Genomic DNA, 20261 nt, shown 5'->3' on the forward strand with positions numbered 1-20261 from the left:
ATTATTTGCTGGATAGAATTCAAATTCAGTTTTTTGTAATTCAATTATCTTGAAATTACAGGATTGAATCAATTAGTTTTATAAATGAAAAAAATAAAAAAATATTATTGACATTACATTATCAATCTAATGTAAATTCGACGTTTTCTTCGTTGTTACGATAGAAAACAAAAAAGCCTTGTCTGACACAAAAAAGGCGCCAATTCTTCAGTTTTTTGGAAAAATGCATAAATAAATTTTTTTTTGGTAGAAAGTATTAAGCAAAGACGCCAAAAAACCTTTTGTTAGAAACATAACGCTGAAAATTATTTTAATAGTTGAAAAGACAAAGGTTTGATTGTATAATGAACGAGTAAAAAAACAACCGTTTTTATGGAATTGGAGATTGATAATTGTCTGACAATCACTGTGACAAATATCTGCCATTTTTAAATGAAACGGAGGGAACTTGTTCTGAGAACGGCAGACTGGTTTTCCAAGACAAAAACAGACTATATTTATAATTTGTAAGGAGGAAGTACGAATGTCTAAAGTAATGAAAACAATGGACGGTAACGAAGCTGCTGCATACGCTTCCTATGCGTTTACTGAAGTAGCTGGCATTTTCCCCATCACACCATCTTCTCCAATGGCTGAAAAAACAGACGATTGGGCAGCAAATGGCAAAAAGAATCTTTTTGGCCAAACTGTAAAGGTTGTAGAAATGCAGTCTGAAGCAGGCGCTTCCGGTACTGTACACGGCTCTTTGGCAGCAGGTGCGTTGACAACAACATACACTGCATCTCAGGGTTTGTTGTTAATGATTCCAAATATGTACAAAATCTCCGGTGAATTGCTTCCCGGCGTATTCCACGTAACAGCTCGTGCTTTGGCTGCACAGGCATTATCCATCTTCGGTGATCACTCCGACGTTATGGCTTGCCGTCAGACAGGCTTTGCGATGCTTGCATCTAACAGCGTTCAGGAAGTTATGGATTTGGGTTGTGTTGCCCATTTGGCTGCAATCAAAGGCAGAGTTCCTTTCCTGCATTTCTTTGATGGTTTTAGAACCAGCCATGAAATTCAGAAAATCGAATGTGTAGATTATGATGAATTGGCAAAAATCGTTGATATGGATGCTGTAAATACATTCAAGAGAAACGCTTTAAACCCTGAGCATCCTGTTATCAGAGGTACAGCACAGAATCCTGATATCTACTTCCAGGCTCGTGAAGCAGCAAATAAATTCTATGATGCACTTCCTGCAGTTGTAGAAGAATATTTGGGCGAGATCAACAGAATTACAGGCAGAGATTACAAATTATTCAATTACTATGGCGCTCCCGATGCAGACAGAGTTATCGTAGCTATGGGTTCTGCTTGTGAAGCAATTGAAGAAACAATTGATTACATGACAGCAAAAGGCGAAAAAGTTGGTTTGGTTAAGGTTCACCTGTTCAGACCTTTCGTTGCTGCAAAGATGTTAGAAGTTCTTCCTAAGACAGTTAAGAAAATCGCTGTTTTGGATAGAACAAAAGAACCCGGCTCTCAGGGCGAACCTTTGTACATGGATGTTTGTACAGCGATGTTTGAAGCAGATCAAGCTCCTGTTGTTGTTGGCGGACGTTACGGTTTAGGTTCCAAGGACGTTACACCTGCGCAGTTTATCGCTGTTTACGCAAACTTGACACAGGACAAGCCTAAAAACCATTTCACAATTGGTATCAATGACGACGTGACAGGCCACTCTTTGAAGGCTGGCAAGGAAATCAGCGTAACAGAAGGCGACGGCACAATCAGCTGCAAATTCTGGGGTCTTGGTGCTGACGGTACCGTTGGTGCAAACAAAAACTCCATCAAGATTATTGGTGACCATACAGATATGTACGCTCAGGCTTACTTCAGCTATGACTCCAAAAAATCTGGTGGTATTACACAATCTCACTTACGTTTTGGTAAAAAACCTATTCGTTCTACATATTTAGTTAAGACAGCTGACTTCGTAGCTTGCCACAAGCAAGAATATGTTAATCTGTATGATATGGTTACAGAATTGAACGATGGCGGTACATTCTTGTTAAATACAGAATGGACAAAGGAAGAATTGAATGAAAAGCTTCCTGCAAAATTAAAGAGACAATTGGCTGAAAAGAATGCGAAATTCTATATTATTGATGGTACTGCAATTGCAAAGGAAATTGGTTTGGGCAACAGAGTAAATACTGTTCTTCAGTCTTCTTTCTTTAAGCTTGCAAATATCATTCCTATTGAACAAGCTGTTGAATACATGAAGAGTGCCATCAAAAAGTCCTACGGTAAGAAGGGCGATACAATCTTGAACATGAACTACGCTGCTGTTGATAAAGGTGTAGAAGGTATGGTTAAGGTTGAAATTCCTGCTGATTGGGCAAATGCAGTTGATGGTGATGCGAAAGAAGCAAGAAAAGCAACCGATTTCGTTAAGAATATCGTTCATCCTATGAATGCGCAGGAAGGCGATAATCTGCCTGTTTCCGCTTTCTCCGGAAGAGAAGATGGTACATTCCCTTGTGGTACATCTGCTTATGAAAAACGCGGTGTTGCAGTTGATGTTCCTGAATGGATTCCTGAAAACTGTATCCAGTGTAACCAGTGCTCTTTTGTATGTCCTCATGCTACAATTAGACCTGTATTGGTTACTGATGCAGAGTTGGCAAAGGCTCCTGCAGGCTTTACAGCAGTTGCTGCTAAGGGCGCAGGCTTTGGCGAATTGAAATACAGAATGCAGGTTTCTCCTTTGGATTGTATGGGTTGCGGCAGCTGTGCTGTAGTTTGCCCTGCTCCTAAGAAGGCTTTGGTAATGCAGCCTATGGCTACACAGGAAGCTGAAATTGCAAACTGGGATTTCGCAATTGAAGAAGTTGCTCCTAAGTCTAACCCTATGGGCAAAGAATCTGTAAAGGGCAGCCAGTTTGAACAGCCTCTGCTTGAGTTCTCCGGTGCTTGTGCAGGCTGTGGTGAAACACCTTATGCAAAATTGATTACACAGTTATTTGGCGATAGAATGTATGTTGCAAATGCAACAGGCTGCTCCTCTATCTGGGGTGGTTCCGCACCTTCTATGCCTTATACAACAAATAAAGACGGCCGTGGTCCTGCTTGGGCAAACTCTCTGTTTGAAGACAATGCTGAGTTTGGTTTAGGTATGGCTACAGCTGTAAAACAGATGAGAGAAGGAATCAAGGGCAGACTTGAAACTTTGAAATCTTTGGATGCTTCCTTTGCAGCAGTTGCTGATGAATGGATTGCAACAATGAAGGATGGCGAAAAATCCAGAGCTGCTGCTGACGCTTTGGTTGCTGCTTTGGAAGCTTATAAAGGCACTGATGCAGAAGTTAAGAGTGTTATTGCTTATGTTCTTGAAAACAAAGATCAGTTGGTTAAGAAATCTCAGTGGATCTTTGGTGGTGACGGTTGGGCTTACGATATCGGTTACGGCGGTTTAGACCATGTATTGGCATCCGGCGAAGACGTAAACGTATTCGTATTCGATACCGAAGTTTACTCCAATACTGGTGGCCAGGCTTCTAAGGCTACACCTGTTGGTGCAGTTGCGCAGTTTGCTGCATCCGGTAAGAGAATTAAGAAAAAAGACCTTGGTATGATGGCTATGAGCTATGGTTATGTATATGTTGCTCAGGTTGCTATGGGCGCTGATAAGAACCAAGTAGTTAAGGCTATGTTGGAGGCTGAAAAATACGATGGTCCTTCCTTGATTATCGCTTACGCTCCTTGTATCAACCATGGTATGAAGGGTGGCATGAGCGGTGCTCAGCCTGAAATCAAGCGTGCTGTTGACGCTGGTTACTGGCACATGTACAGATTCAATCCTACTTTGAAAGAAGAAGGAAAGAATCCGTTCACATTGGATTCCAAGGAACCTACAGCAAGCTTCAAGGACTTCTTATTAAGCGAAGTTCGTTACAGCTCCTTGCAGAGAACATTCCCTGAAGCAGCAGAAGCGCTCTTTGTGGAATCTGAGAAAAATGCAAAAGAAAGACTGGAAAACTACAAGAGATTGGCGAACCAGTAATTCTAAAAAAATAGGTTAAACTTAAAGCGGGAAGCAATGCTTCCCGCTTTTTATGTGTAGACTTTAAATTATAAGAACTGTATGTATTAATACTCAAATAATGGAAAAATATATAAATTAAAAGAATATTAAGAAATATTGAGAGACTTCTTAGAATTTATCTTCTATAATAAAGGACATAAGAAAATCTGAGGAGGCAATTACATGGCTTTATCTAAAAAGAAGAAAATACTAATAGCTGTTGCAGGCTTGATTGTAGTAGCAGTTGGAGCAAAGGTTGCTTTTGGAGGAAACAAAACTCCTGAAGGCACAATGGTTAGTACCTCTCTTGTTGAGAAACAAGATGTGGAAGAGGTATTAAAGCTAAAAGCGGTTTTAGAAGGCACAGAAAGCACGGAAGTAGTATCAAAGTTACGCTATGAAGTAAAAGAACTATTGGTCAAAGAAGGCGACAAGGTGAAAAAAGGTCAGCTTCTGGCTGTTCTGGACAGTTCTGAGCTTGTGAAGCAGATGAGTTTAAGCAAAGGGGAATTATCTTTATTACAAATGCAGCAAAATGAAACACTGGAAAAAAGACAGGACGAATATGACAAGCTAAAAAAGGATTACGATGATGTGAAGGCTTTGTTTGATGTTGATGCAGCCAGTCAAAGTGAAGTGGATGAGGCAAAAAGAAAGTTGGATGACATTTCATCTAAAAATGGTGTAGCTGTTTTAACAGATTCCGAAAAACAGACATTGGACAATATGAGCCGAAAAATCAATGTTGAAGCGGATACCTTAAAGGATTGTAGGATTACCAGTATGATTGACGGTACCATTACCCGTGTGAATACAAAGGTTGGACGATTTGCCAATGATACAGAGAATGACAAACCTATGTTTGTCATTGAGAATATAGATAAATTGCAAATGAAGGTGTTAGTGAAAGAGACTGATATTGCTAAGATTAAGCTTGGACAGAAGGTAGATATCACTGCAGATATTTTAAACGGAGAAAATGTAGAGGGTGTTGTATCCCGTATCTCTCCTACAGGGGAAAATAAAGATGCAAACTCCACTGAAAGAGTAGTTCCAGTTTACATAGATGTTATTGGCACAAATGATAAGTTAATTGCCGGTATTACTGCAAAGGCTACTATTCATATTGCTAAGTCTGAGCAAGTTTTAACGGTTCCGTATGAGGCTGTTAGTGAGCTTGAGGATGGTTCTACAGTTGTGTATACTGTAAAAGAAGATAATACAATTCATATCATACCTGTAAAAATTGGGTTAGAGACAGACCTGCTGATTGAAGTGCAGGGAGATGGATTAGCCGAAGGACAGCAGATTGTTCTGAGCCCCAGCCTTGCGCTGACGGAAGGAATGACCGTTATCCCTCAGTAGGAGGTGCAGGATGAAGGAAGTAATTAAAATTGAGGAATTAAACAAGATTTATGATACAGGTGCCATACAGGTACATGCACTGCAAAATGTTTCCCTTACTATTGAAGAGGGAGAGTATGTGGCAATTATGGGTCAATCTGGTTCGGGTAAATCTACCCTTATGAATATTTTAGGCTGTATGGACAGAAATTTTCAGGGGACTTATTTATTAGATGGGATTCCAATTGTAAAACAAAGCGAAGATGAGCTCTCAACAATCAGAAATAAAAAAATAGGTTTCGTGTTTCAGGCATTCCAGTTAATTCCTAGAACTTCCGCATTGAAGAATGTGGAAATACCTATGATATATGGAGGTATGAAGGCGGAAGCGAGAAGAACAAAGGCGGAGGGTTTGTTACACAAGGTTGGACTGGAAGGTCGTGTACATCATTTGCCAAATGAGCTTTCCGGCGGTCAAAAGCAAAGAGTTGCCATTGCCAGAGCGTTGGCAAATGATCCAGCTTTGATACTTGCCGATGAACCAACAGGTAACTTGGACAGCCGATCCTCCCATGAAATTATGGGTTTTTTCACTAAGCTGAACGATGAGGGTGCAACGGTTGTTGTGGTTACCCATGAAGAAGATATTGCCCAGTGTACAAAGCGGATTATCCGTTTTCAAGACGGGCAAATTGTAAGCGATGAAAAGGTGGTGAAAGAGGGGTGATATTCGAAAATATCAAATTGGCAATGTTCTCTATTCGTGCCAATAAAATGCGTTCCTTTTTGACCATGCTGGGTATGATTATTGGTATTAGCTCGGTTATTGCCATCGTTTCATTGGGAGATACCATGCGTAGCGTTGTGGCCGGGGAATATGAAAACTTTGGTTCCGGTCTGGTAGCGGCCTATATTAATTCTCCTGATGGTTATTATTCAACGGAGCAGATGTTTACAAAGGATGATGCGGATCAACTGATGGAAGCTATGGGTGACAAGGTAACCTGTGTTAGCTTTAGAAGCTCTACTAGAGCTGACTTAAAAGCAGGCAGAAAAAAAGAAATGGTTACATTAAATGGTATGGCAGAAAACCCAACGGTAATAAAGGATCCTAAAATTGTATATGGGCGTATGCTAAACAATAAAGATATTAAAGGAAAGAAAAAATTTGTCGTTGTAGATAAAACGACGGCGGTTAATATTTTTGGTCAAGAAGATGTAGTAGGAAAGTCATTGCAAACGACTATCAATAATCAAGCTGAAGAGCTTTTGATTATAGGTGTATATGAAAATACTGATTCAGCACTGATGAAGTTAATGCAAGGTGGCTCTTTTGCCAATGCTTATACCCCTGAGGGTGTTCTGGTAAATTACGACGAGGGGCAGTGGGGATTGTATTTCTGGATGTCAGATAAATATGATATGACACAGTTGCAAAATGAAATACAGGCATATATCGCCAGAATGAAAAACCAACCTATTGATAATGTGACCTGTTACTCCGCTAAGGAGGAGATGAAAAGCATAGATGGTATGCTGGGTTCTCTTTCTGCGGTAGTTGGCGCCATTGCGGCCATTTCACTGGTTGTAGGCGGTATCGGAATTATGAATATCATGCTGGTTTCTGTTACGGAAAGAACAAGAGAAATCGGTATCAGAAAAGCTCTTGGTGCAAGGACAAAGGATATAATGATTCAGTTTTTGATTGAAGCTGCTGCAATTTCTGCGGCGGGTGGAATAATCGGTACCATTTTAGGAATCTCTATTGTTGCCATTGGTGGTATGATAGTAGGGGTTGGGGTAGTTGTTAAGCCTACAGTGGTAATGATAGCCGTTGTCTTTTCTGCAGTAGTTGGTTTGGGCTTTGGTTTATACCCTGCCAATAAGGCGGCGAAAAAAGACCCTGTTGAAGCTTTGCGATATGAATAATGAATTATTAAAACAGTGTGCAGAATTGTACACTGTTTTTTTGTGAGACTTTTCATCAACAATCATTTATGAGTGAATTCTTCGAAGGATGCGAATTCTCTAAAAATTTTGATTTAACTATGGCAATTTTACATAAAATGAATACTTATGTTTATGACATAAGTGGCAAAGAATAAATAATAACATAGTTAGATTTAAAAGACATTATGAAATGGCGACTTGATTGGTGATTCCTTATATTCATTTAACATGGGACATAATTCAACCAGTCGGGACAAATTTTTATTTTCTCTTTTTTCTCATAAGAAAATATGATATAATATAACAAAATATGCAAAGATTGCATGATGGGAGGTGCAAAATGGAGTTTAAAGAAAATAGCAGTGAAACAAAACCCTTTGTGCACCTGCACGTTCATACAGAATATAGCCTTTTAGACGGTTCTGCAAAAATAAAGGAATTGGTTCTTCGAGCAAAGGAATTGGGTATGGACAGTATTGCCATAACGGATCATGGAGCCATGTATGGAGCCATTGAATTTTATAAGGAGGCTTTAGCGGCAGGCATAAAACCCATTATTGGTTGTGAGGTTTATGTAGCTCCGGAGTCCCGACTTATGAAGGATGCAAAAAACGGAGGCAATTATCATCTTGTGCTTTTGGCTGAGAATGATGAGGGCTATCAGAATTTAATAAAGCTGGTTTCTTATGGATTTATCGATGGTTTTTATTATAAACCCCGTATTGACAAAGAGCTTTTGCGCAAGCACCATAAGGGACTCATTGCATCCAGTGCATGTATAGCAGGGGAAGTGGCTAGAAATATTCTTAATGTTTCCTATGAAAAGGCAAAGGAAGCCGCTTTGGAGTATTTGGATATTTTCGGTAAGGGAAACTATTTTCTTGAATTGCAAGACCACGGTATGCGGGAGCAAAAGCAGGTAAATATGGCTTTGATTCGCATGAGCGAGGAAACAGGCATTCCTTTAATTGCTACAAATGACAGTCATTATATCTATAAAGAGGATGCTGAGCCACATGATATTTTGCTATGTATTCAAACGGCTAAAACAATTTTAGATGAAGATCGCATGCGTTATGAAGGCGGGCAGTTTTATGTAAAAAGCCCTGAAGAGATGTACGATTTATTTTCCAATGTCCCTGAAGCGTTGGAGAATACAGCAAAGATTGCAGAAAGATGCAATGTTTCCTTTCAGTTTCATGAACTTAAACTGCCGCAGTTTGATGTGCCTCAAGGGAAAACAGCCAATCAATACCTAAGGGAGGTATGTGAAGCAGGTTTTCAAGAAAAATATCCTGAAGGCAAAAAAGAGTGGAAAGAAAGACTGGAATATGAGCTTTCTACCATAGAAAATATGGGGTATGTGGATTATTTCCTGATTGTTTGGGATTTTATTAAATATGCTAAGGACAACGGAATCATTGTTGGACCAGGAAGAGGTTCTGCGGCGGGGAGTATGGTTTCTTACTGTTTATCCATTACTACCATTGATCCTTTGAAATATGATTTGATTTTTGAGAGATTTTTGAATCCTGAACGTGTCAGTATGCCTGATATTGATATTGATTTTTGTTATGAGCGGCGGCAAGAAGTGATAGACTATGTAATTCGCAAATATGGGGAGGATCATGTTGCCCAGATTATTACCTTTGGAACTATGGCAGCTAGAGCGGCAATTAAGGATGTAGGCCGTGCTTTGGCTATGCCTTATGCTGATGTTGACCGTATTTCCAAAATGATACCTACCGAGTTGGGAATCACTATCAAAAAAGCTCTAACTATGAATCCTGATTTACAGAAGGCATATGAAACGGAGGAGGACACCCATCGTCTGATTGATACTTCCTTGCGCTTAGAAGGACTGCCAAGGCATTCTTCCACCCATGCTGCAGGTGTTGTCATTTGTAAAAAACCTGTTGTAGAATATGTGCCTTTGAGTGCAAATGAAGGGCAGGTAAATACCCAGTATACCATGACTCTTTTAGAGGAGCTGGGCATATTAAAAATGGATTTCCTGGGCCTCAGAACGTTAACTGTGATTCAGAATGCTGTGCAGGAAGTGGAACGTATACATGGAATTCAGATTGACATTGACAATATCCCTGATGATGATGAGACAGTCTATCAGCTTATCAGTCAGGGAAAAACAGAGGGTGTTTTTCAGCTGGAGAGTGCGGGAATGAAGCAGTTTATGCGGGAGCTTCAACCTAAGCGGCTGGAAGATTTGATTGCGGGAATTTCCTTATATCGTCCAGGCCCTATGGATTTTATTCCGAAATATGTGAAGGGTAAAAATAACCCTGAGAATATTCAATATACCCATAAAAGCTTAGAGCCAATATTAAAAAATACGTATGGTTGTATTGTTTACCAAGAGCAGGTTATGCAGATTGTGCGGGATTTGGCGGGTTACAGCCTTGGGCGAAGTGATTTGGTACGCCGAGCCATGAGTAAGAAAAAAGCATCGGTGATGGCAGAAGAAAGAAAAAATTTCGTATATGGCGTTGGGGATGAGGTTCCTGGATGTGTTAAAAACGGAATACCAGCTGAGGTTGCGGAAAAAATCTTTGATGAAATGACTGACTTTGCCAAGTATGCCTTTAACAAGAGCCATGCGGCCTGCTATGCTGTTGTTGGATATCAAACTGCATGGTTAAAGGCCCATTATCCCGTAGAATTTATGGCGGCTTTAATGACCAGTGTTATGGACAACGCAAGTAAGGTTTCAAGCTATATTGAAGAATGCAAAAAAATGGGCATTGCTTTACTGCCTCCCGATATTAATGAGGGATATGGTCATTTTTCTGTTTCTGATGGAAAGATAAGATTTGGACTTGCCGCCATTAAAAATGTAGGTCGCGGTGTTGTTAATGCATTGGTTGCCGAGCGCGACAGAGATGGTTTGTTTTTGTCTATGACTGAGTTTTGCAACCGCATGGAATCAGGAGAAATCAATAAGCGTTGTTTTGAAAGTCTGATTAAGGCGGGTGCAATGGATTCCTTAGGTGGTGCCAGAAGTCAGTATATGGCGATTTACAAAAGTATTTTGGATGGAATTGGTCAGGCTAGAAAGAATAATATTGAAGGACAATTAAATTTGTTTGAATTAGATATGGGTGAAGGAAGCTATCAGCTTCAAGATGATCTTCCCAATGTGGCTGAGTTTGTGCCCAGAGATAAGCTGGCAATGGAAAAAGAAGTTTTGGGTATTTATGTAAGCGGACATCCATTGGCAGAATATGAGGATAGCTTAAGAAGAAAAATAAGCCATAGCAGTATCGATTTTTTCCCTAGGGAAGAAGACGAAGATGGTCAACAAATTCCTGATGAAACGAAGGTGATTGTTGGCGGTATGATTGCAGGGGTTTCGGTGAAATATACTAGAAACAATGATAAGATGGCGTTTCTTACCCTTGAAGATTTTCAAGGAACCATAGAGATTGTTGTATTTCCAAAGGTATATCAGCAATATTCTGAGCTTTTGTTAGAAGAAGCGGTAATATTGGTGAAAGGCCGCTCAAATGTATCGGCAGATGGAGAGGCAAAGGTGATTGCATCCCAAATACAGATATTACATTTAGAGGCGACATCATCAGCATCAATATGGCTGAAGATTGAGAAAGATAGAGAGGTGCCTTTACAGCAGATAACGGCGATCTTAGCCCGTTATCATGGTGAAATACCTGTTTATATTTATCAAGAAAGCACAAAAGAAAAAAGAAAAGCGGATAAAAAAAATTGGGTGGATGGTTCCTTAGATATGCAAGAGGAGTTAAAGCTTTTGCTGGGTAAGGGTAACGTGGTCATGAAGGATAGTTAGGAGGAATTGCGTGTGAATGAAAAAGATATGGAAAACACCCCATATATATGCGTGAAAGCCTTAGAAAAGGGCGTAAGTATTATTGGAGTAACCCGTGGAGAGGTTACAAAAATTCATCATACGGAAAAACTCGACAAGGGTGAGGTTTTAATTGCCCAATTTACCACGAATACGTCTGCCATTAAAATAAGAGGTGAGGCAGAGATTTATACTCAATTTGGGGTGATTCAGTCAGAAAAATTTGAGAAGGAATAATTTTGGGATTGGAGGAAAATGTGATGGAGCAGAAAAAGATTCGCAAAATTGGTGTATTGACCAGCGGGGGGGATGCTCCCGGGATGAATGCTGCCATTCGTGCAGTTGTAAGAACAGCACTCTTTCATGATATTCAGGTAATTGGTATCCGCAAAGGTTATAACGGACTCTTAAATGGTGAAATCAAGGAGATGTACAGCAAGGACGTATCTAATGTGATGAACTTAGGCGGTACTATTTTGCATACGGCGCGCTGCCCTGAAATGATGACACAAGAAGGACTGAATAAAGCTGCCGCAATTTATAAAATTTTAGGTTTAGATGCTCTGGTGGTTATTGGTGGGGACGGCTCTTACAGAGGTATGGCAGAGCTGGCAAAGCTTGGTGTTAACTGCATTGGTATTCCCGCTACCATCGATTTAGATATGAACAGCACAGAGTATTCCATTGGTTTTGATACCGCTGTAAATACCGGTATGGATGCCTTAAATAAGCTGAGAGATACATCCAGCTCCCATGAGCGCTGTTCTGTGGTTGAAGTTATGGGCCGTGATGCCGGTTATATCGCCGTATGGTGCGGTATGGTGGGCGGTGCCGAAGATGTTATGTTTCCGGAAGCCAAGGACTTCATTGACAGCCAGAAGGTGATTCAACAGATTTTGGAAAATAGAAGCATTGGCAAGCGGCACAACTTAATTGTGGTTGCAGAAGGCGTTGGGGGCACCCAGAAACTGGCCAAGGATATTCAAGATATCACAGGTATTCAAACCAGAGCAACCATACTAGGCCATTTGCAAAGAGGTGGTAGCCCCACAGCAATTGACCGTATGCATGCTTCTATGATGGGTTATCATGCCGTAAAAACCATATTGGATGGGAAAGAGAATCAAGTTATCTGCTTTAACAAGGGGAAATATGAAATTATTGATCTTGAAGAATCTTTGGGGATGGAGAAAACTTTAGATCAGGATATCTACAACGTAATTAAAATTCTTGCTATATAATTAAAATTCTTGGTTGGACAGTTTTGAATAGGAATGGAAAAAAACCTCTTGCAAAGAGATTTGCGAGCAAAGGAGTCTTTTATCCAAGAATTTTAATTGTTTTATATTATTAATTGTACAGAAAGAGGAGGTACTGCAATGCGCAGGACAAAAATTGTATGCACACTGGGGCCGGCAACGGATAGTGTTGAGATTATGAAAAGTTTAATTCAAAATGGGTTAGACGCCGCTCGTGTGAATTTTTCCCATGGGACATACGAATCTCACGGGGAAATGATTAAAAAACTAAAGCAGGCCAGAGAGGAATTGGGTGTACCCATTCCCTTAATACTGGACACAAAAGGACCTGAAATCAGAATTAAGACCTTTGCCGAGGGTAAAATTATTCTGGAACAGGGAGAGAAATTTACCTTAACTACCGAGGATGTGGAAGGAACTAAGGAAAAGGTGTCTGTTACCTATTTAGATTTACCGAAAGATGTGCAGGTTGGTTCTCGCATCTTAATTGATGACGGTTTGATTGAGCTTAAGGTTGATCGCATTGTAGGGCCTGAGGTTCAATGTTCCGTTATTAATGGTGGCAAGGTTGGTTCCAAAAAAGGTGTGAATCTTCCTGGAATAAGAGTGAATTTGCCTGCTTTAACTGAGAAAGACATAGAAGACTTGAAATTCGGTATTAAAAACGGATTTGATATAGTAGCAGCATCCTTTATACGCTCTGCTGCCGATGTAACAAGAATCAGAAGAGTATTGGAGAAGAATGGCGGCGACGGTATCCATATCATTGCAAAAATTGAAAACCAAGAAGGTGTTGATAATATTGATGAAATTTTAGAGGTTTCTGATGGTATTATGGTTGCCAGAGGTGACTTGGGTGTGGAAATTCACCCTGAAGAAGTACCCTTGGTTCAAAAGCAGTTAATTGCAAAGGCGAACCAACGCAGCAAGCCAGTTATCACTGCTACACAAATGCTGGAAAGCATGGTCAATAGCCCCAGACCTACACGAGCAGAGGCAAATGATGTTGCCAATGCTATTTTTGACGGAAGTGATTCCATTATGCTTTCTGGTGAAACTGCGGCAGGAAATTATCCCCTTGAAGCGGTTGCAACCATGGCTCGTATTGCTGAAAAAACAGAAAGCAGTATCAATTACAGCAAGTTATTAACCAGACAACCAGATGGCGTAACAACAAATATCACCAATGCCATTAGCTTTGCAGCCTGCAGCACTGCGGCTGAATTAAATACAGCATGTATCTGCACCATTACCCAATCCGGTTTTACTGCCAGAATGATATCCAAACATAGACCTGTTTGCCCGATTGTTGCGGCAACGATGGCGGAAAGAGTTTGGCGTCAGCTTAACCTGGTATGGGGCTGTAAGCCAATGCTTCATAAGGATAAGCTTCCCCAGGGTAGAGTTTTTGACACCGGTATGAATATCATTCAAGCCAGTGGGCTGGTGAAAAATGGTGACACTGTTGTTATGGCACTTGGTATGCCGTTGGGCGTAAGCGGTGCTACCAACACTCTTCGAGTGGATATTGTTGGAGATGTGTTATGCAAAGGAATTGGTGTTGGCAACAAAAAAGCCAGCGGCAGAGCGAGAGTCATCAAGGTTCGAGAAGATATAGAGCGCAACTTTCAAAAGGGTGACATTTTAGTTGCAACTTCTACGGACAATGATTTTATGCCATATATTCAAAAGGCATCAGCCATTATTGTTGGACCTTTGGATCATAGTGACAACTGCCATGCAGAGATTGCAGGAAGAGCATTGAATATTCCCGTCATTATTTGTAATGCCAAGGTTACAGATTTTATTCCTTGTGACGCACTGATTTCAGTTGATGCTGCAACAGGATTTGTGTATGCAGGATTGCCTGGAGACAAACCAAAAGATTGATAGTTCAATAAAAGGTCATACCAATTTGGTATGGCCTTTTTTATGAGAATGAATATGGCAAATGAGTTAAGCAAATTGAAACGATGATCTAAAGCAATTCAATTGAGATAAAAAAAGATTTGTATGTTTTGATTGGAATACCCGATGACCTTAAAACTGGACAATGGAAAATTATGTTCTTAGATTTAATTATGATTTTTTGATACAATTAAAAAGTATACGTTTTTAAAAATGACACTCCATATTTAGGTAAAACCCCTATAGTTAAAGAAAATGAAAGAGTTTTTTATTGTGTTTTATTAAGATTTTTGATATAGTAAGAATGATGTAACGAAACGGAAAGTAGCGGGTGGTATGTTATGAGAGTAATCTCTGGGTTGGCAAAAGGACGGAAACTACAAACAATTGAAGGTTTATCCACAAGACCCACCACAGACAGGATAAAGGAGACTTTATTTAATATTATTGCTTTTGATTTGCCTGAGGCAGATTTTTTAGATTTGTTTTCCGGAAGTGGAGCCATTGGCATTGAGGCATTAAGCAGAGGTGCATCAAGGGCAGTTTTTGTAGAGAATAATCCACAGTGTCAACAGATTATTCGGGAGAACCTACTGCATACCGGATTGGACAAGCTAGGGCGGGTATTGGGCTTAGAAGTTCTTCAGGCTTTAACTCAGCTTTCAAAGGAAGAGGCTATATTTGATATTATTTTTTTAGATCCGCCTTATGCAGCAGGGCTTACAGAGTCCACACTCAAAGAAATTGTCAGAGGCGGGTTGCTGAAAAAAGATGGTTATATTATTGTTGAACGCGCGGCACAAATTCCCCTTGTTCCCATACATGGGCTTCGGGTTTTACGCGAAAAAGAGTACAGAACTACGGTTATGACGTTTCTGTGCCTGGAGGAAGAAAATTTATGAGAAAAGCTATTTACGCAGGAAGCTTTGATCCTATCACATTAGGACATATGGATATTATCAAGCGAGCGGCAAAGCTGTTTGATATTTTGGTAGTAGCAGTTTTGGAAAATCCCAATAAATGCTCCTTATTTACAGTAGAAGAGAGAAAAGAACAATTGGAATTGGTTCTTTCTGAAATGGAAAATATTGAAGTTGCCTCTTTTCGTGGGCTTTTAGCTGACTTTGCAAAGGAAGTTGGTGCAACAGCCGCAGTGAGAGGGCTTCGCAATACAATGGATTTTGCAGTGGAATATCAGATGTATTTAATCAACCGTAAGCTTGGAAAGGATATGGAAACGGTTTTCTTGGCGGCGGATGAGGATCATCTTTGCTTAAGTTCCACAAATGTTAAAGAAGTTGCAGTTTTTGGTGGGAATATTGATTTTATGGTTCCTCAGCAAATTAAGCCTTTTATTTTAGAAAAATATAAGAAGTGAGGGAATGCTATGGATTCTGTTTTGCAATTATTAGATGAATTGGAAGAGATTTTAGATAGTAGCAAGGGGGTGCCTTTTAGCAACAAGGTATCCGTTGATAAAGACGAAATTTATGATATTATCAGCGAAATCCGTATGAAGCTTCCCAATGAATTAAAGCAATCAAAATGGGTCATTGAGGAAAGAAATAAGATTTTGATAGATGCCCAAAGGGAAGCGGATGAGCTGTTGAAAAATGCGGAAGATCGCATGGTGAGAATGGTTGACGATAATGAGGTAACGAAAAAGGCATATGAGCAGGCAGCGGCCATTATTGATTCAGCAAAAAAAACCTCCAAGGAAATGCGCTTAGGCGCCATGGAGTATGCAGAGGGTGTTTTGGCTGATGCAGAGGGTAAGCTGAAAGAATTGAAAGCCGTTGTTTACAGTGAGAGCATAAAAACCGATGATTATTTTGCCCAAACGCTGAACGTGTTAGCTGAAAATATTCAAGAACTGCGCTTAGGCAAATAATCCTATTGTTTTTGCCAGAGAGAGTATACAATTGCGAAGAAAAGAAATAAAAGACTGTATTTTAAATATGAAACGGGAAAGAAAAATTCAGTTTCTGCCATCATAGCAAAGGTAGGAACTGTTTTTTGTACGTATTTTTCTATGAATGGAAAAGTAATATAAAAAAACAGACCACTAAATATACTATTACAAATTTTAGCCGCAAGATAGCGGCTTTTTTTAATGGGTACATTTCTTAAAATACCCATAGTCTGACATAAAATGGACAGACCGCCCAATGCCACCAGCATACAGGTAGCGGTGAGTCTATAAATCAATGGGTCTGGAGCATAGCTTAAGAGAAATGCACCGTTGGTCATTTCTAGCAATCCACCCAATACGCCGGAAAAAAAATCTACGGAGAACGGTAAATAAGAAAAGGCTTTTGCAATGAGATGCAGTAAACCTGTTTGCTGAAAAGCCTCCACATAAACAGCAAAAAGTATAATATAGCCTCCGATTTGTGTGACGGTATCCATGGAATCGGCAATGGTTTGAGGCAGACATTGGGTGATAGACGCAGGGCTTTTTTTATGATAAAGAACAAAATCATCTCCAGCATTTTGGGGATAAAACAGGCGAAAAAGGATTCCCGTTGCGACTGCCCCCAAAAAACAGCATAATAAAAAGATGTATCCCCAATAAGGTGCTTGAAAAAAAGAGGCACCTACTGTTCCTACCAGAAACAGTGGGCCTGGATTATTACAAAAGGATAAAATATGTTCCGCCTGTGAAAGTGAAATTTTCTTCTCTGAATACAAAGAGGCGGTGATTTTCGCCCCCATGGGATAACCGGAAAATATTCCAAGAAAAAAAGGGAATGCAGCAATTCCCGGAAGACCAAAGAGGGGTCTCATCAGAGGTCTTAGCCATTCCCCCACTGATTCTGCAGCACCCATTCGTAATAATAGCCCACAGGCCACCATAAATGGGAACAAGGATGGTAAAACTTGATTAAACCATAGCATGACACCCTTTGTACTTGCTGCCAACATAGCCTGAGGATAGCGTAGTAAGGCGAAAATTAAAAAACAGGTACAAAGGATAACAAAGGAGTTTTTTTTCATTTTAATGCTTCTTCCATTATGTATTGTTACAATTTATGCCTTGAAATGCTGTTGTATGAGGGCAAGTTAAAAGTAAAACAGTTAATGGTATAAAGAAGCGTGTGTGAGGTTCGTTCTATTTCTCAATATTTATAATCTAAAAAGTACTTTTGACAGAGTAAATTCTATGTTATAGAATCGCCATTGGCATAGTAAAATCCTGGTTAGCACCCCGATAAAGAGGGGTGGGTGATGCCATTGCATATAAATCAGTAGCGGTTTTTTCCAGCGCCAAAAGGTGCAGACCATCTTCATTGAGAATTTCAGGAGCTTTTTTTAAATTAGTCAGAACAGGGCATTTGGCATGCATTGTTAGATCCCCTAATAGCTCTGCATTTTCTTTGCGGAACCCTAGAACACGTATGTAAGGTATATAAGGTTTTTTCATAAAATACGCTACCTCAGCGCCTTTGATATCAAGTAGAATATGAAGAAGGATGCGCTGTATTTTCGTCCGAGTATATCGTTTGGATTTGACAAAATCAATAATATCTTCAATCTCATAGGCAGAATCAATTGATCTTAAAATTCTGTTTTCCAGACCCTCTGTTACTTCAAAAATTTGTCTCATATCTTCTGATGACATGGTTCTTAATTTATAGTTTAACGGCCCCGCATAGTTTTTCCAGAGGACAGGAGCTGTTCCTAAGGAAAGAGCTTTGCTATAAAGAGAGGCACAATTTTCCGGGACTTGAGAAAATGATTTTGTGAGTTGCTCTTCTAATATTCCTGTTCGTATTGCTGAGGCTGAAGCAAATTTACTTTCCAAGGAGGTGCTATGATAGGCAGCACCTTCACGTTTGATAGCCAATGGGGTCATATTGCATTGGTAGCGTTCCAAAGCTTTTAAATACTCCAACGCTAAAATATGATTTGGTTGACTTAAAATCTCACTATTGATATTTGAAATGGTTTCCATAGCCTTAGCACGGGCGCTAGGGTAGGATAGACCCTCATCTAGGTGGGTTTTTAGGAGAGAGCGATATTCCTCAGTCTCGTTTGTCATTAATTTTGCCGCTTCTTGAAGAGCAGGTAGGTTTCCGCTTTCTGAGCCAAAGGCAAGGATATCCACAATTCCTGTATCTTCTAAGATTCGAACGGCAGCAGAGGCAAAAGTTTCCGCATTTGCGGTGGCAAACAGAACAGGAAGCTCCAGCACCATGTCTACACCATTGAGCAATGCCCCTTTGGCTCGGGTCCATTTATCAAAAAAAGCAGGTTCACCTCGTTGCACAAAACTACCGCTCATTACCACCACAACACGGTCAGCGCCACTTTTTCTCTTCGCCTCTTCTATCATATACTGGTGTCCAAGGTGAAAAGGATTATATTCCGTTATGATACCAAGTGTTTTCATTTCTACATCTCCTTTTCCCAGAGGGTATTTCTTTTTTTATAATATATTATACCATAAAAAGACAAGAAGGGATGGTATAAAAAGAAGTGGATGACAGAAAGCTTTCGACATTTGTTGTATTACAAAGAATGTTAATAAAAATAGTTGAATTCTGTTTACCAGGGTAAACTTGCGAAAGGGGATAAGTTAATTCTTAGCTTTCTGCACTAGTAATTAAGAGTATTCTCTATGATATAAAGCTGAGCATTGACAAAGAAAAGGGAGAGGGTTTATATTCAGACCATTGCAGAATGGAAGGGATATCAAGATTTGTTGACATCGAGCTATAGGGTGGAGGTATTTAGATGGATATATTTGCATAAAAAACCCGCCTATAATATTAGGCGGGTAGTGAAAATAATTTATTCAGATGGGAAAAAGGCTTCCCCCAATATTTATGATTTATTGCTAATTACAGCTTATCTTTTATTTTGCCAACGATATCGGCTTCTGTAAATAACACGCATTGGCGAATGGCATTTTTGATGGCTCTTGCATTTGAACTGCCATGGGCTTTCACAACCAGGGATTTCAGCCCGATAAATGGTGCACCACCAACCTCGTCAGAATCAAAGCGTTTTTTTACATTTCGAAAAGGTGTTTTTAGCATTGCTGCAGCAAATTTATAGGAACCAGCGGTTATTTCTTCTTTAATAATATCAATCAAGGTTTTGCTTAAGCCTTCACTAAGCTTCAAAATGGTATTACCCACAAAGCCATCACAGACGATAACATCAGCCTCTCCAAAGGGGATGTTTCTTGGTTCAATATTCCCTACAAAATTTATATTTTCGCTTACTTCCAACAACTCATAAGCTTCTTTGGTCAGCGCATTTCCTTTTTCTTTTTCTGCACCGATGTTAACCAAAGCAACCTTTGGCTGTGCTATACCGAATATATTCTCAATATAAACAGAACCCATCTTTGCGAACTGCTCCAAATATTTAGCTTTACAATCTACATTTGCGCCACTATCCAGAAGGAAGGTAAATCCAGTTTTTGTAGGCAGGCAGGTTCCAAGAGCAGGGCGCTCTACACCTTCGATGCGACCTACGATCAATAAAGCGCCAGTAAGTAATGCGCCGGTACTTCCAGCAGAGACAAATGCATCGGCCTCTCCGCTTTTTGCAAGATTTAACCCTACAACCAGAGAAGAGTCTTTTTTTCTGCGGATTGCTGAGGTAGGAACTTCGTCTGTACCGATGACTTCTTCTGCATGTACCACTTGTATATGTTCTTTCGGATATGTGTATTTAGCAAGCTCAGCATTTATCTTATCTTGCTGACCGACAAGCTTTATATCAACATTTAATTCTTTAACTGCATCTACGGCACCTTTTACAATCTCAACAGGGGCCAAGTCGCCACCCATGGCATCCAGGGCTACGATTACTTTTTTATCCATGAAATCACCTGAGTCCTTCCATCATTTTGGTGTTTCTATCATCATTTCCTAAT

At 40.0% G+C, this 20261-nt stretch carries 14 protein-coding genes; 11 read left to right on the top strand and 3 right to left on the bottom strand.

The features are described from left to right. Positions 1 to 523: 523 nt before the first annotated feature. The 11 genes from nifJ (at position 524) to NE558_RS10400 (ending at position 16262) form a co-directional block, all read left to right on the top strand. Positions 524 to 4051, top strand: coding sequence for a pyruvate:ferredoxin (flavodoxin) oxidoreductase (gene nifJ, locus NE558_RS10350; protein ID WP_256149983.1), 3528 nt, complete (start codon positions 524 to 526; stop codon positions 4049 to 4051). A gap of 204 nt (positions 4052 to 4255) precedes the next feature. Beyond that, positions 4256 to 5437, top strand: coding sequence for an efflux RND transporter periplasmic adaptor subunit (locus tag NE558_RS10355; RefSeq protein ID WP_256149984.1), 1182 nt, complete (start codon positions 4256 to 4258; stop codon positions 5435 to 5437). A gap of 10 nt (positions 5438 to 5447) precedes the next feature. Then, positions 5448 to 6143 carry an ABC transporter ATP-binding protein gene (locus NE558_RS10360; RefSeq protein ID WP_256149985.1) on the top strand — a complete coding sequence of 232 codons (696 nt, stop codon included), beginning with the start codon at positions 5448 to 5450 and terminating at the stop codon, positions 6141 to 6143. Then, complete coding sequence (locus NE558_RS10365) at positions 6140 to 7345, top strand: ABC transporter permease (protein ID WP_256149986.1); 1206 nt, start codon at positions 6140 to 6142, stop codon at positions 7343 to 7345. Before NE558_RS10360 ends, NE558_RS10365 begins: the two co-directional genes overlap by 4 nt. A 361-nt stretch (positions 7346 to 7706) precedes the next feature. Continuing rightward, positions 7707 to 11186 (top strand): DNA polymerase III subunit alpha, encoded by a 3480-nt coding sequence (locus NE558_RS10370; RefSeq protein WP_256149987.1) that lies wholly within the window; start codon positions 7707 to 7709, stop codon positions 11184 to 11186. Between the two features lie 12 nt (positions 11187 to 11198). Continuing rightward, positions 11199 to 11441, top strand: a complete 243-nt coding sequence (gene mtrB / locus NE558_RS10375; RefSeq protein WP_330643453.1) for a trp RNA-binding attenuation protein MtrB — start codon at positions 11199 to 11201, stop codon at positions 11439 to 11441. A 23-nt stretch (positions 11442 to 11464) separates the two neighbouring features. Continuing rightward, positions 11465 to 12445: a 6-phosphofructokinase gene (gene pfkA, locus NE558_RS10380; protein WP_256149988.1), complete on the top strand. Its 981-nt coding sequence runs from the start codon at positions 11465 to 11467 to the stop codon at positions 12443 to 12445. A gap of 138 nt (positions 12446 to 12583) precedes the next feature. After that, a complete protein-coding gene (pyk, locus tag NE558_RS10385; protein WP_256149989.1) occupies positions 12584 to 14353 on the top strand; it encodes a pyruvate kinase in 1770 nt (589 codons plus the stop codon). A 359-nt stretch (positions 14354 to 14712) separates the two neighbouring features. Further along, positions 14713 to 15273, top strand: a complete 561-nt coding sequence (gene rsmD / locus NE558_RS10390) for a 16S rRNA (guanine(966)-N(2))-methyltransferase RsmD (protein ID WP_256149990.1) — start codon at positions 14713 to 14715, stop codon at positions 15271 to 15273. Continuing rightward, positions 15270 to 15749, top strand: a complete 480-nt coding sequence (coaD, locus tag NE558_RS10395) for a pantetheine-phosphate adenylyltransferase (RefSeq protein ID WP_256149991.1) — start codon at positions 15270 to 15272, stop codon at positions 15747 to 15749. The genes rsmD and coaD overlap by 4 nt, the downstream gene beginning before the upstream one ends. Positions 15750 to 15758: 9 nt before the next feature. Beyond that, positions 15759 to 16262 carry an ATPase gene (locus NE558_RS10400; RefSeq protein ID WP_066051991.1) on the top strand — a complete coding sequence of 168 codons (504 nt, stop codon included), beginning with the start codon at positions 15759 to 15761 and terminating at the stop codon, positions 16260 to 16262. A gap of 2 nt (positions 16263 to 16264) precedes the next feature. On the opposite strand, the gene NE558_RS10405 is transcribed toward NE558_RS10400, so the two are convergent. The 3 genes from NE558_RS10405 to plsX form a co-directional block, all read right to left on the bottom strand. Continuing rightward, a complete protein-coding gene (locus NE558_RS10405; RefSeq protein WP_256149993.1) occupies positions 16265 to 17368 on the bottom strand; it encodes a nucleoside recognition domain-containing protein in 1104 nt (367 codons plus the stop codon). A gap of 169 nt (positions 17369 to 17537) precedes the next feature. After that, on the bottom strand, positions 17538 to 18764 hold the full coding sequence (locus NE558_RS10410) for a nucleotidyltransferase (RefSeq protein ID WP_256149995.1): 1227 nt from the start codon (positions 18762 to 18764) through the stop codon (positions 17538 to 17540). Between the two features lie 451 nt (positions 18765 to 19215). Further along, positions 19216 to 20208, bottom strand: a complete 993-nt coding sequence (gene plsX, locus NE558_RS10415) for a phosphate acyltransferase PlsX (RefSeq protein WP_256149997.1) — start codon at positions 20206 to 20208, stop codon at positions 19216 to 19218. Between the last annotated feature and the right edge of the window lie 53 nt (positions 20209 to 20261).

Source organism: Anaerotignum propionicum (assembly GCF_024461735.1).
In the GTDB taxonomy this organism is placed as follows: Bacteria; Bacillota; Clostridia; order Lachnospirales; family Anaerotignaceae; genus Chakrabartyella.

What these genes read in the sequence shown, in the direction of transcription:
- nifJ (WP_256149983.1), top strand. Translation starts at nt 524, where the DNA reads ATGTCTAAAGTAATGAAAACAATGGACGGTAACGAAGCTGCTGCATAC.
- NE558_RS10355 (WP_256149984.1), top strand. Translation starts at nt 4,256, where the DNA reads ATGGCTTTATCTAAAAAGAAGAAAATACTAATAGCTGTTGCAGGCTTG.
- NE558_RS10360 (WP_256149985.1), top strand. Translation starts at nt 5,448, where the DNA reads ATGAAGGAAGTAATTAAAATTGAGGAATTAAACAAGATTTATGATACA.
- NE558_RS10370 (WP_256149987.1), top strand. Translation starts at nt 7,707, where the DNA reads ATGGAGTTTAAAGAAAATAGCAGTGAAACAAAACCCTTTGTGCACCTG.
- pfkA (WP_256149988.1), top strand. Translation starts at nt 11,465, where the DNA reads ATGGAGCAGAAAAAGATTCGCAAAATTGGTGTATTGACCAGCGGGGGG.
- pyk (WP_256149989.1), top strand. Translation starts at nt 12,584, where the DNA reads ATGCGCAGGACAAAAATTGTATGCACACTGGGGCCGGCAACGGATAGT.
- rsmD (WP_256149990.1), top strand. Translation starts at nt 14,713, where the DNA reads ATGAGAGTAATCTCTGGGTTGGCAAAAGGACGGAAACTACAAACAATT.
- coaD (WP_256149991.1), top strand. Translation starts at nt 15,270, where the DNA reads ATGAGAAAAGCTATTTACGCAGGAAGCTTTGATCCTATCACATTAGGA.
- NE558_RS10400 (WP_066051991.1), top strand. Translation starts at nt 15,759, where the DNA reads ATGGATTCTGTTTTGCAATTATTAGATGAATTGGAAGAGATTTTAGAT.
- NE558_RS10405 (WP_256149993.1), bottom strand. Translation starts at nt 17,368, where the DNA reads ATGAAAAAAAACTCCTTTGTTATCCTTTGTACCTGTTTTTTAATTTTC.
- NE558_RS10410 (WP_256149995.1), bottom strand. Translation starts at nt 18,764, where the DNA reads ATGAAAACACTTGGTATCATAACGGAATATAATCCTTTTCACCTTGGA.
- plsX (WP_256149997.1), bottom strand. Translation starts at nt 20,208, where the DNA reads ATGGATAAAAAAGTAATCGTAGCCCTGGATGCCATGGGTGGCGACTTG.